The organism is Aeromicrobium sp. CnD17-E (genome assembly GCF_024124745.1).
Taxonomy (GTDB): domain Bacteria; phylum Actinomycetota; class Actinomycetes; order Propionibacteriales; family Nocardioidaceae; genus Aeromicrobium.
In genome coordinates, this window is sequence record NZ_JAMXRU010000014.1 from 35,302 (window position 1) to 46,353 (window position 11,052).

Sequence of the window (11,052 nt, forward strand, 5' to 3'; positions counted from 1 at the left end):
GGACCCAGCGTGCCAGCGGTCGGTCGGGCCCACGACTCGAGCGAGGACGGCGTATGGGGGCCGCCACGACGCGCGCGCCCCGCGCCGATGGGCTCTAGCCTGGTCGAATGGCCGAACGCTTGAACGACCGCTACGAGCTCGGTGACCTGCTGGGCGCCGGGGGGATGGGACGGGTGCACCGAGCCCGCGACCTGCGCCTCAACCGTGACGTCGCCGTGAAGATCCTCAAGGGCGACCAGGTGGGAGACGACGCCGCCGCGCGCGCCCGGTTCGAGGAGGAGGGCCGCACGGCCGGACGTCTGCACCACCCGGGCATCGCGACCATCTACGACGTCGGCGAGGACGCGTCGAGCGAGGACGGCGACCCGTTCATCGTCATGCAGCTGGTCGAGGGGACGGCGGTCTCGGAGGTGCTCAAGCAGCGGGGCACGCTCGCGCCGGACGCGGTGGAGCGGCTGCTCGGCGGCGTCGCCGACGCGCTGGCTGCGGCCCACGCCGCCGACATCGTGCACCGCGACGTGAAGCCTGCCAACATCGTGCTCGCGGAGGGGTCGCGGCCGGTGCTCGTCGACTTCGGCATCGCCATCGGCGCGTCGCGCGAGCCGCTGACCCAGACGGGCAACGTGCTCGGCACCGTCGACTACATCAGCCCCGAGCAGGCGCGTGGCGTGACGGCCACGGGTGCGTCCGACGTGTACTCGCTGGGCCTCGTGGCCTACCAGTGCCTCACCGGCACGTCGCCGTTCCGGCGGGAGACGTCCGTGGCCACGGCGCTCGCCCAGGTGGGCGAGGAGCTGCCGCCCCTGCCCGACGGCGTGCCGGAGCCGCTGCGCCGGCTCGTCGAGGCCATGACCGACAAGGACCCGTTGAAGCGTCCGACGGCGGCCCAGGTGCGCGACGCGGTGCAGGGTCGCACCGACGGCGTCACCGAGGTGCTGCCCGCCTACGCGGGCGCGACCACCGCGCCGATGGGCGCTCTGGGTGCCACGGGCGCGACGGCGTCGACCTCGGTGCTCGCGCCGGTCGCCGCCACCGCTGCGATGCAGGCTGCGCCGGAGGACCCGCGCCGGCGTCGGCGCGGGATGGCGATCTTCGCGGGTGTCGCGGCGCTGGCCGTCCTCGCCCTGCTGCTGAGCATGTCCGGCGGTCTGTTCGGCAGCAGCGACCACGAGGTGCCCGACGTCGTCGGCCAGTCGGTCGCCAGCGCGACGGACAAGATCGAGGCGGTGGACGCGACCGTCAAGACCGAGACCGTCGACGAGCCGAACGCGAAGGAGGGCGAGGTCGTCGGCCAGAGCCCGAAGGCCGGCGCTGCCGTGCCGACGTCGGGCCCGGTGACCCTGCAGGTGGCGTCGGGTCGCGTGATGGTGCCGGCCGACCTGGTGGGGCAGCCCGCCGACGAGGTCGCGGCCACCCTCGGCGACCTCGGCCTCACCGTGAAGCGCACCGAGGTGGAGTCGTCGCAGACCGCGGGGACGGTCGTCGTCGTCGACCCGACGGGCCGGGTGACGGTCGGCTCGACCGTGACCATCGCGGTCGCCGTCGCGCCGGTGGTGCAGCAGACGCAGCCGACCCAGCAGCAGCCGCAGCAGCCTCAGCAGGACCAGGGCAACGACAAGAAGGACGAGAAGAAGGACGACAAGGGTCCTGGCAACGGCGGCCCGGGCGGCAAGGACGACAAGAAGCCCTGACGTCGGTCGTCAGCGCCCGTGTCGCCGGGCCTGCAGGTCGCGCACCGTCTCGCTGACCTGCACGAGGTAGTCCTCGAGCGTCGACTGGTTCTCGCCGGACCACCGCTTCGCCACGGCGCTGGTCGGGTAGAGCACGAGCGACGGTTCGCCCACGACGCCGAGCTCGCTGCCGCGCGCGTCGGTGACGAGGGCCCAGCGCAGCCCGAGGTCGTCGACGAACAGCTGCCCGATGCCGGCGCCGAACGTGTTGATGGTCGGGTTCGGGTCGGGACGCTCCGCGGCGGGCAGGTCCCACCAGGCCTCGCGCGCCTCGAGGAACACGGCGCAGAGCGTGGCGGCGTCCTTGACGCCCATCTGCAGGAGCCCGCCCTGCAGCGCCCCGAGCCACTGGTGCTCGGCCTCGGTGAGGTCCTCGATCGTCACGTCGTCCATGGGGTCCTCCGTCGCTGCCGGCGCTCGTCGGCCAGCCTAGGTGCTTGACACGACAGGTCCCGCCGGGCGTGGATGAGGGATGTCGTCGCTGCCCCGCCTGGACCACGTGAACCTCACCGTGGCCGACCTGCCCCGCACGGTCACCTTCTTCACGAGCCTCGGACTCGAGCTCGCCGAACGCATGACGATCGAGGGCGAGTTCCTCGACACCGTCGTCGGTCTCCACGACGCCCGCACCGAGACCGTCTGGCTGCGCCCGCCGGGCGGTGGGGGAGCGCTGGAGGTGTCGCGGTACGACCGTCCAGGCCACGTGCTCACGGTCCCCGCACCGCCGCACGCGGTGGGCCTGCGCGCGGTGTGCCTGGAGATCACCGACCTGCGCGCGACCGTCGCGCGCCTCGACGACGAGGGCTACGCGCTCGTGGGCGACGTCGGTGAGCACGAGGGGACGTGGCTGATGGCCTACGTCCGCGGTCCGGAGGGGATCATCGTCTCGCTGACCGAGCGGATCGGCTGACGGGCGTCCAGCGGGTCGCTCAGCCTGTCGTCGCCGTCGGGTCCTGCAGGAGGCGGGGGAACACGCCGTCGACGCGGAACTCGGCGTCGAAGGGTGCCGTGAGGGTGCGGCCGTCGGTGTACTCGACGTGGGCCTCGCAGCGCAGCGAGTCGCCCGTGTCGGTGAGGACGCCGACCTCCTCGCAGGTGACGTCGACGTCGCGGACGTCGGCGTGCATGCCGTAGCGGGAGATCAACCAGGCCGCGCCCTCCGTCCCGTAGCGGAGCTGGTCGGCCATGGACTCCTCGAGCTCGGCCGTGGTGGTGCCGCTGCAGCCGGCCAGCACGACGGACCCGAGGGCGACGGCGACGAGGCGGGCGAGGCGCATGAGCGCAGCGTAGGTCTGCGGGGGTGGAGCGGTCGTCGTCCTGCGGAACGCGTTCCGGCGGTGCCGCCGCGCGACAGCGGCCCCCGAGCGAGATGTTCGGGGGCCGCTGCGTCGTGGTGCTGCGTCAGCGACGGACGGCGTCGAGCGCGTCGACCATGCCGTGCCCCGCGTAGCTGTTGTTCGACGGCGCCCCGGTGCAGAGCGCGCCCGGGGACGAGCTGGTCTGCTGGGGTGCGCAGGGTCGCTCGTCGGCCTGGGCCTTCAGCTGCTGGATGACACGCGCCGGCCGCCAGCCGGGGTGCTTGGACTTCATGAGGGCGGCGACGCCAGCCACGTGCGGCGACGCCATCGACGTGCCGCTCTTGAGGCCGTAGCCGTTGTCCTTGACGATCGTCGACAGGATGCGCGAACCGGGCGCGGCCACGTCGATGACGTTCCTGCCCCGGTTGGAGAACGACGACAGCTGCGTCTCGTTCGACGTGCCGATCTGCGCGTACGAGGAGACGGTGACGACCTCAGGCAGCTCGGTGGGGATGTCGAGGCAGCCGTTGTTGATGGTGCGCTCGATCGGCGTGCTGTCGTTGGGGCTGCTGGCGCTGGTCGTCTTGTTGGCGAGGTCGTAGGCGGCGTTGCCGGCCGCCGCGACGTGCACGGTGCCCTTCTTCGTCGACCAGGTGACGGCGCGGCCGACAGCCTCGACGACGGCGGCCTGGTTGGCCTGGTCCTGGCACCAGAACTCGAACGGGTCGATGTAGTAGCTGTTGTTGGTGACGTCCATGCCGCGCAGGCCGGACCACATGAAGCCGCAGATGGCGTACTCGGGGTAGATGAAGCCGTCGTCGTTGACGACCTTGACCGACGCCATGCGCACGTTCGGCGCGACGCCGGTGATGCCGATGCCGTTGCGGGCGGCACCGATGGTGCCGGCCACGTGGGTGCCATGGTCGCTGGTGGTGGGCTGCCAGCCGGTGGGGGAGCGGTCGACGGCGCCGCCGTCGGTGCAGTTGACGGAGTTGTTCACGTCGATGTTGGCCGCGAGGTCGGGGTGGTCGGCGTCGATGCCGCTGTCGAGGACGCCGACGAGGACCTTGCGGGAGCCGTCGGTGATCTCGTGGGCGTGGTCGGCCTTGATGTGCGCCATGTCCCACTGCTCGCCCTCGCGCGGGTCGGGCTTGACGTACTTCTGGGGCGTGTTCGCGAACTCGCCCTTGAGCTCGGCGCGCTCGGTGGAGCGGCTCCGCGCGGACTGGCGCAGGGTGGACGCCTGCTCGGCGCGCTCGCTGACGGCGACGGTGCGGGTGGTGCCGACGGAGGTGACGCTGGTGCGGCCGAGGCGGTAGACGTCGGCGCGGAAGTCGGCGTGCGTCGACTGCGCGATCACGACGCCGATCTGCGGCCACGCCTGCACGACGGTGCCGCCGGCCTTCTGCACGACCTTGCGCGCGTCGGCGGTGCCCTTCGCGTTGGCCTTCTTGGCGTTGACGACGTAGGCGCTCACCTGCCCCTCGGGCGTCGCGACCGGTACGGGCGTGGACTTCTCCGTGGTCGCCGCGCCGGCGCTGGTGAGCGTGGTCGCGACGACGCCGAGCGTCAGGGCGGCGGCCCCGACGGCGAGCCCGCGTCGGGCTCGAGACATACCTGTGTTCACGTGCTGTCCCCCCTAGGAACTGCCGGCGGCCACGTGAACGTGGCGCTGAGACCGACCGTCCCACCCCACCACAGCCTTCGGACAGACGTCCAGGGTCGGCGGGTTGCAGGTCGGTGACGGAGAGCGCGCGGAGGTGGATCAGGTCAGGGTCGGTCGCGTTACCGCCGGTGCTGGTCGCTGTCGTGGTCGATGCAGGACCTGAGCATCGAGAGCATCTCCGCGTGGTCGGCGGTCCACGGTGTGGTGAGGAGGGTCCACTCGCGGCCACGACGGACGTCGCGTCCTTCGTCGCCGGCCGGGGTCCCCATGACGTCATCGTGACCGTACGGACGGGGCCACCGGAGCGGTGTCACGGACTGAGACGAGCGACGAGAAGGCGCGACCACCCCGAACAATGTGGCGATGGCGAACGGTCAGCTGCAGCGGCTCGGTTTCCTCACCATCGGACTGTTCGACCCCGACGACCCTCGGCCCGGGCACGAGAGCACGCTGGAGGTGATCGAGCTCGGCGAGCAGCTGGGCTTCGACTCCGCCTGGGTGCGGCACCGCCACCTCCAGCACGGCGTGTCGTCACCCGTGGCACTGCTCGCGGCCGCGACGCAGCGGACGCGCCACATCGAGCTCGGCACCGCCGTCATCCCGCTCGGCTGGGAGAACCCGCTGCGGCTCGCCGAGGACCTGGCGACCGTCGACGTGCTGAGCGGTGGTCGGCTGCAGCCCGGCATCAGCGTCGGGCCACCGACGCACTGGGACGACGTCAAGAAGAGCCTGTACCCGGACACGTGGGAGGACGAGGACTTCACCTACGAGCGGATCGAACGTCTGCTGCACCACCTGGGCGGTGGCCGGGCCAGCGACTTCGCGGGCGTGGAGGGCATCGAGACGTACTCCGCTCGCGTGGAGCCGCACGTGCCCGACCTGGCGTCGCGCGTCTGGCAGGGCGCGGCGGGCCTCGGGTCCGTCCGGTGGGCTGCCGAGCGCGGGCTGAACCTGCTGTCGAGCAACCTGGTGCGCGCCGAGGACGACGACGACTTCGACCGGGTGCAACGCTCCCACATCGACACGTTCCGCGCCCACCACCGCGACCCCTCTCGAGGCCGGGTGTCGCAGGGGCGGGTCGTCATCCCGACCGACTCCGCCACCCCCGAGCAGGTCGCGAAGTACCAGGCGTACGTCGACTCTCGCCTGCCGCGGACCCACGCACCGCAGGGTCCGGGCCGCATCCTCTTCTCGACCGACCTGATCGGTCCGGCCGCGTCGATCGCCGACCAGCTGCACGCCACGCTCAGCTACCAGGCCGTCGACGAGGTCGTGTTCGCCCTGCCCTTCACGTTCGACCACGACGACTACGTGCAGATCCTGACCGACATCGCGACCCGCCTCGGTCCCGAGCTCGGCTGGTCGCCGACCGCGCACCCCGCCGGAGGGTGACACGCCCGTGGCGCCGTTCCCGCGAGGGGCGACCACGGACACGCCAACCAAGAACGGCGGCTGACGCTGCACGACGTCGAAGGACGTCTTGGCAGGTCAGCCGCCGTTCTCAGCAGCCACTGTCAGAGGGCGAGCACCCTCGGATCAGATGTCGTAGTACAGCTCGAACTCGTGCGGGTGCGGACGCAGCTGGACCGGGAGGATCTCCTCGGTGCGCTTGTAGTCGATCCACGTCTCGATGAGGTCGGGGGTGAACACGTCGCCCTGGGTGAGGAACTCGTGGTCGGCCTCGAGGTTGTCGAGGACCGCGTTCAGCGACGTCGGGACCATGTCGATCTCGGCGTACTCCTCCGGCGGGAGCTCGTAGATGTTCTTGTCGATCGGGGCCGGCGGCTCGATCTTGTTCTTGATGCCGTCGATGCCGGCGAGCAGCAGGGCCGAGAAGGCCAGGTAGGGGTTGCTCGACGGGTCGGGGCAGCGGAACTCGATGCGCTTGGCCTTCGGGTTCGAGCCCGTGATCGGGATGCGGACGCAGGCCGAACGGTTGCGGGCCGAGTAGACCAGCGCGATCGGGGCCTCGAAGCCCGGCACCAGACGGTGGTAGGAGTTCACGGACGGGTTCGTGAACGCCAGCAGCGACGGCGCGTGCTTCAGGATGCCGCCGATGTAGTGACGGGCGGTGTCGGACAGTCCGCCGTAGCCGGCCTCGTCGTAGAACAGCGGCGAGCCGTCCTTCCAGACCGACTGGTGCACGTGCATGCCCGAGCCGTTGTCGCCGAAGATCGGCTTCGGCATGAAGGTCACCGTCTTGTCCGCGGCCCACGCCGTGTTCCGGACGATGTACTTGAACTTCATGATGTCGTCCGCCGCCTTGAGCAGCGTGTCGAACTTGTAGTTGATCTCCGCCTGGCCGGCCGTGCCGACCTCGTGGTGACCACGCTCGAGGACGAGGCCCGCGTTCGCGAGGTTCGTCATCATGTCGTTGCGCAGGTCGGCCGTCTGGTCCGTCGGCGCGACGGGGAAGTAGCCGCCCTTGTAACGGACCTTGTAGCCGCGGTTGTCGGTGATGTCCTCACCGGTCGACCAGGCCGACTCCAGCGACGTGATCTCGTAGAACGACTTGTTGGCGCTGGTGCCGTAGTTGACGCGGTCGAAGATGTAGAACTCGGCCTCGGGCGCGAAGAACGCGGTGTCGCCGATGCCGGTGGTGGCCAGGTACGCCTCCGCCTTGCGGGCGATGTTGCGGGGGTCCCGCGAGTAGGCCTCGCCGGTGATCGGGTCGTGGACGAAGAAGTCCATCGCGATCGTCTTGCGACGCTTGAACGGGTCGACGTAGGCCGTGCCGAAGTCGGGGTAGAGCACCATGTCGGACTGGTCGATGCTCTGGAAGCCGCGGATCGACGAGCCGTCGAAGGCCACACCGTTCTCGGCGGCGTCGGCGTCGAACGTCCACGCCGGCAGCGTCACCTGCTGCTGGATGCCGGGCAGGTCGGTGAAACGGACGTCGAGGTACTCGACGCCCTCGTCCTTGACGTACTTGAAGAACTCGTCGGCATTGCCGAACATGGGGCCTCCTCAGCCACGCGATGGTGGCCTGGTCGTCGATGTGGCGGGAGCGGACGCCTCGGCGGCCGCGTCACCGACGCTAGGCAGAGGCAGTTTCCCTACCGTCACTCCATTGTTTCGGGCATGTTACAAGTCTCGCCCGAGGATGAACGCCACGTGTCGGCGGTGAGCCGCCCGCTAGGCTCACGACGTGTACGACGTCTCGCTCGGTCGCCGCCTGCTGGCCCTCTTCATCGACTGGGCGGTGGCGATGCTCAGCGTCGTGGCGGTCACCCGGACGCCTCTGGCGGGGGAGGGGGCCGTCAGCTCCTTCGTCACCCTCGGCGTGTTCTTCGTCGAGGTCACGCTCCTGACCGGCGTGCTCGGCTACTCGATCGGCAAGCGTGTGCTGGGCCTTCAGGTCGTCTCGCCCGAGGGACAGCCGATCGGCCTCCCGCGCGCGGCGCTCCGCACGGCGCTGCTGTGCCTGGTGATCCCCGCCGTCATCCAGAACGAGGACCACCGCGGGCTGCACGACATCCTGTCCGGGTCGCGCGTCGCCCGCCTCGGGATCTGACGTCGCTCAGCGGTCGAGGTCGGCGCGGTTGCGCTCCACCGACACGACCGTCGCGCCGTCGAAGCAGAAGCGCGCCACCCCGCGGTAGGACTCGCGGTACGTCGTCCGCGCGTACAGGCACGACGCCCCCGACGGCTCCGCCGAACCGCCCTCCTGGACGAACGTGCGCGCCAGGTCGGGGTCGTCCGTGCCACCGGCCTCGCGGACGTCGTCGGTCGTGAGCGCGTCGCCACGCGCGTCGAGCGAGCGGTACGTCTGGCTCGTCATCTCGCCGGGCGTCGCCGCCTGGCACGCGCCGACGCCGAGCGTCACCGAGAGCGCCAGGACCGGCCACGTGCGGGGCATCAGCCCCGCATCTGGCGCCGGGCGCCCTTCATGCTCGTCGGCACGGGGCCGCGCGGCATGGGCGCCGTCGGACGCATCGCGTCGAGCGCCTTCAGCTTGTTGAGGATGGCGGTCTGCTCCGCCGGCTTGATCGCGTTCGGCAGCTTGCGCACGTGCTTGATCAGCTTCGGCAGCGGCACCTCGCCCTCGCCGCGACCGACGACGACCTCGAGCACCGGCACCTCGTCGCCGACGATGCGTGCGTGCTTCTTGCGCTCCGAGGCGATCAGGCTGCGGACCCGCGTGGAGTTGCCCTCACCGACGAGGATGATGCCCGGACGCCCGACGACGCGGTGCACGACGTCCTGGTTCTTGTTGAACGCGGCCGCCTGCTTGACGTGGTAGCCGCGGCGCAGCATCTGCAGCGCGCCCGCGGCGGCCCCCGTCTGACCCTCGACCTGCGAGTAGGCCGCCTTCTCCGCGCGACGTCCGAGCACGAACAGCGCGCCGAGGATGCCGAACAGCACCGAGATGATCACGGTAAGGACGATCGCCAGCACGCCGGTGCCGACGAACGTGAGCAGCAGGACGGCCGGGATGCCGGCACCCAGCACGAAGGCCAGCAGCATGAACAGGCCGACGTTGCGGTCGGACTGCTTGGTGATCTTGTACGCCTGGCGCAGCTGGCGCAGACGTCCCTCGGGCGGGGCGGCAGGGGTGGACATGCCGTCCATCCTACGGGTGCCTCAGGCGGCGCCGTCCGTGTGGCGGAGCACGACCTCACCGGTGGACTCACGCTTCTCGACGGCCTGCTGGTAGAGGCGTCCGGCGCGGTACGACGAGCGCACGAGCGGGCCCGACATGACGCCCGCGAAGCCGATCTCGTCGGCCTCGTCCTTGAGCTCGACGAACTCCTCGGGCTTCACCCAGCGCTCGACGGGGTGGTGGCGCGGCGAGGGGCGCAGGTACTGCGTGATGGTAATGAGGTCGCAGCCCGCCTCGTGCAGGTCGCGCAGCGCCTGCGAGACCTCCTCCCGCGTCTCGCCCATGCCGAGGATGAGGTTGCTCTTGGTGACCAGGCCGTAGTCGCGCGCCTGCGTGATGACGTCGAGCGAGCGCTCGTAGGTGAACGCCGGACGGATGCGCTTGAAGATGCGCGGCACGGTCTCGACGTTGTGCGCGAGGACCTCCGGCCGTGAGCTGAAGACCTCCTCGAGCAGGTCGGGCTTGCCGTTGAAGTCGGGGATGAGGTTCTCGACACCGGTGCCCGGGTTCAGCTCGTGGATCTTGCGGACCGTCTCGGCGTACAGCCATGCGCCACCGTCGGGCAGGTCGTCGCGGGCGACGCCGGTGATCGTCGAGTAGCGCAGCTCCATCTTCTGCACGCTCTCGGCCACGCGACGCGGCTCGTCGCGGTCGAGCGGAGCCGGCTTGCCGGTGTCGATCTGGCAGAAGTCGCAGCGTCGCGTGCACTGCTCGCCGCCGATGAGGAAGGTGGCCTCGCGGTCCTCCCAGCACTCGAAGATGTTGGGGCAGCCGGCCTCCTGGCAGACCGTGTGCAGACCCTCGCCCTTCACCAGCTTCATCAGCTCGTTGTACTCAGGACCCATCTTCGCGCGGGTCTTGATCCACTCGGGCTTCTTCTCGATCGGGGTCTGGCTGTTGCGGACCTCGAGTCGAAGCATCTTGCGGCCGTCCGGTGCGATCGTCACGCCGTCCAGCGTACGCCGCCGTCCCAGCGTCGCCACGGGCGCACGCCTACCCGGGCGTAGCCTCGCTAGGGTCGAGGCGTGAGCATCCTCGACCGCTCCTGGACCCGACCGCGGCCCACGCGCGCCCAGCTGGCGACCGACGTCGTCCTGGGGGTCGTCGCGGCCCTCGTGAGCGTCGCGTCGGTGCAGGTCTACGCCAGCGCGTCGGGCGTGTCGACGGGCTGGAAGGGCGTAGAGGCGTACCTCTGGTTCGGCCTCGGCGGCCTCGCCCTGTGCTGGCGTCGGCAGTACCCGCTGACCGTCCTCGTGGTGGTCTCGGCCGTGTTCATCGTCGTCGGCGAGCGGCTGCTCGAGCTGGGCGCCGTGTTCACGATCCAGATGGTGCTGTTCGCCGCGCTGTACGCCGCGTGGGCGTGGTCGCGTCGGCCGAGGTCGCTGATGGTCGTCACCGTCGTGGTGCTCGTCGGCATGTTCGGCTGGCTGCTGTGGTCGTTCGGCCGCGACCTCATGCCGCCACTGGGGGAGCAGACCGGGCTGCTTCCGCCCAAGGTCGCGCTCATCGTCTACAGCGTCGCGCTGAACGTCATGTACTTCTTCGGCGCCATCGCCTGGGGGCAGGCCGCCTACCTGAGCGCCCGCCGCAGCGCGCTCGTCGAGGACCAGCGCGAGCGCGAGCGGGCCGTGCAGGACGTCGAGCAGCAGCAGGCCGTGCAGGCCGAGCGGGTGCGCATCGCCCGCGACCTGCACGACGTCGTCGCGCACCACGTCAGCGGCATCGGCGTGCAGGCCGCCGGCGCCAGCCGCCTCC

The 11,052-nt window shown here is 70.7% G+C and carries 13 protein-coding genes; 5 read left to right on the forward strand and 8 right to left on the reverse strand.

What is annotated here, in order from left to right; all coding sequences use genetic code 11:
- Positions 1-107 precede the first annotated feature (107 nt).
- Entirely contained in the window at positions 108-1,691 is a 1,584-nt protein-coding gene (locus NH339_RS05175) for a protein kinase (RefSeq protein WP_253023199.1), read from the forward strand.
- Positions 1,692-1,700: 9 nt separating this feature from the next.
- On the opposite strand, the gene NH339_RS05180 is transcribed toward NH339_RS05175, so the two are convergent.
- Positions 1,701-2,123 (reverse strand): DUF3806 domain-containing protein, encoded by a 423-nt coding sequence (locus NH339_RS05180; RefSeq protein WP_253023201.1) that lies wholly within the window; start codon positions 2,121-2,123, stop codon positions 1,701-1,703.
- Between the two features lie 79 nt (positions 2,124-2,202).
- On the opposite strand from NH339_RS05180, the gene NH339_RS05185 reads away from it, so the two are divergent.
- Positions 2,203-2,640 carry a VOC family protein gene (locus NH339_RS05185; RefSeq protein WP_067858455.1) on the forward strand — a complete coding sequence of 146 codons (438 nt, stop codon included), beginning with the start codon at positions 2,203-2,205 and terminating at the stop codon, positions 2,638-2,640.
- 19 nt (positions 2,641-2,659) lie between these two features.
- Here NH339_RS05185 and NH339_RS05190 read toward each other — a convergent pair whose 3' ends face one another.
- The 3 genes from NH339_RS05190 to NH339_RS05200 all read right to left on the reverse strand — a co-directional run bounded on the left by NH339_RS05190 (position 2,660) and on the right by NH339_RS05200 (position 4,963).
- Positions 2,660-3,007, reverse strand: coding sequence for a hypothetical protein (locus tag NH339_RS05190; protein WP_253023203.1), 348 nt, complete (start codon positions 3,005-3,007; stop codon positions 2,660-2,662).
- Between the two features lie 124 nt (positions 3,008-3,131).
- Positions 3,132-4,643, reverse strand: coding sequence for a S8 family serine peptidase (locus NH339_RS05195; RefSeq protein WP_253023205.1), 1,512 nt, complete (start codon positions 4,641-4,643; stop codon positions 3,132-3,134).
- 170 nt (positions 4,644-4,813) lie between these two features.
- On the reverse strand, positions 4,814-4,963 hold the full coding sequence (locus NH339_RS05200; protein ID WP_253023207.1) for a hypothetical protein: 150 nt from the start codon (positions 4,961-4,963) through the stop codon (positions 4,814-4,816).
- Between the two features lie 94 nt (positions 4,964-5,057).
- On the opposite strand from NH339_RS05200, the gene NH339_RS05205 reads away from it, so the two are divergent.
- On the forward strand, positions 5,058-6,086 hold the full coding sequence (locus NH339_RS05205; protein WP_253023209.1) for an LLM class flavin-dependent oxidoreductase: 1,029 nt from the start codon (positions 5,058-5,060) through the stop codon (positions 6,084-6,086).
- Between the two features lie 144 nt (positions 6,087-6,230).
- Here NH339_RS05205 and glnA read toward each other — a convergent pair whose 3' ends face one another.
- On the reverse strand, positions 6,231-7,652 hold the full coding sequence (gene glnA, locus NH339_RS05210; protein ID WP_067858441.1) for a type I glutamate--ammonia ligase: 1,422 nt from the start codon (positions 7,650-7,652) through the stop codon (positions 6,231-6,233).
- Between the two features lie 190 nt (positions 7,653-7,842).
- Here glnA and NH339_RS05215 point away from each other — a divergent pair, with 190 nt between their 5' ends.
- Complete coding sequence (locus NH339_RS05215) at positions 7,843-8,208, forward strand: RDD family protein (protein WP_253023211.1); 366 nt, start codon at positions 7,843-7,845, stop codon at positions 8,206-8,208.
- Between the two features lie 6 nt (positions 8,209-8,214).
- On the opposite strand, the gene NH339_RS05220 is transcribed toward NH339_RS05215, so the two are convergent.
- The 3 genes from NH339_RS05220 to lipA are packed head-to-tail and all read right to left on the reverse strand — an operon-like array spanning position 8,215 to position 10,244.
- The gene (locus NH339_RS05220; RefSeq protein ID WP_253023213.1) at positions 8,215-8,553 is read right to left on the reverse strand and encodes a hypothetical protein; all 339 of its coding nucleotides are present in this window, start codon (positions 8,551-8,553) and stop codon (positions 8,215-8,217) included.
- Entirely contained in the window at positions 8,553-9,257 is a 705-nt protein-coding gene (locus tag NH339_RS05225; RefSeq protein WP_253023215.1) for a DUF4191 domain-containing protein, read from the reverse strand. Before NH339_RS05225 ends, NH339_RS05220 begins: the two co-directional genes overlap by 1 nt.
- A 21-nt stretch (positions 9,258-9,278) precedes the next feature.
- Entirely contained in the window at positions 9,279-10,244 is a 966-nt protein-coding gene (lipA, locus tag NH339_RS05230; RefSeq protein WP_253023217.1) for a lipoyl synthase, read from the reverse strand.
- A gap of 78 nt (positions 10,245-10,322) precedes the next feature.
- Between lipA and NH339_RS18775 the strand changes: the two genes are divergently transcribed.
- The coding region (locus NH339_RS18775; RefSeq protein WP_253023219.1) for a histidine kinase at positions 10,323-11,052 on the forward strand (730 nt) is incomplete at its 3' end.

Coding starts and splice junctions, on each gene's coding strand:
- NH339_RS05225 (WP_253023215.1), bottom strand. CDS start 9,257: ATGTCCACCCCTGCCGCCCCGCCCGAGGGACGTCTGCGCCAGCTGCGC.
- NH339_RS05220 (WP_253023213.1), bottom strand. CDS start 8,553: ATGCCCCGCACGTGGCCGGTCCTGGCGCTCTCGGTGACGCTCGGCGTC.
- NH339_RS05180 (WP_253023201.1), bottom strand. CDS start 2,123: ATGGACGACGTGACGATCGAGGACCTCACCGAGGCCGAGCACCAGTGG.
- NH339_RS05185 (WP_067858455.1), top strand. CDS start 2,203: ATGTCGTCGCTGCCCCGCCTGGACCACGTGAACCTCACCGTGGCCGAC.
- NH339_RS05175 (WP_253023199.1), top strand. CDS start 108: ATGGCCGAACGCTTGAACGACCGCTACGAGCTCGGTGACCTGCTGGGC.
- NH339_RS05195 (WP_253023205.1), bottom strand. CDS start 4,643: ATGTCTCGAGCCCGACGCGGGCTCGCCGTCGGGGCCGCCGCCCTGACG.
- NH339_RS05205 (WP_253023209.1), top strand. CDS start 5,058: ATGGCGAACGGTCAGCTGCAGCGGCTCGGTTTCCTCACCATCGGACTG.
- NH339_RS05190 (WP_253023203.1), bottom strand. CDS start 3,007: ATGCGCCTCGCCCGCCTCGTCGCCGTCGCCCTCGGGTCCGTCGTGCTG.
- NH339_RS05200 (WP_253023207.1), bottom strand. CDS start 4,963: ATGGGGACCCCGGCCGGCGACGAAGGACGCGACGTCCGTCGTGGCCGC.
- glnA (WP_067858441.1), bottom strand. CDS start 7,652: ATGTTCGGCAATGCCGACGAGTTCTTCAAGTACGTCAAGGACGAGGGC.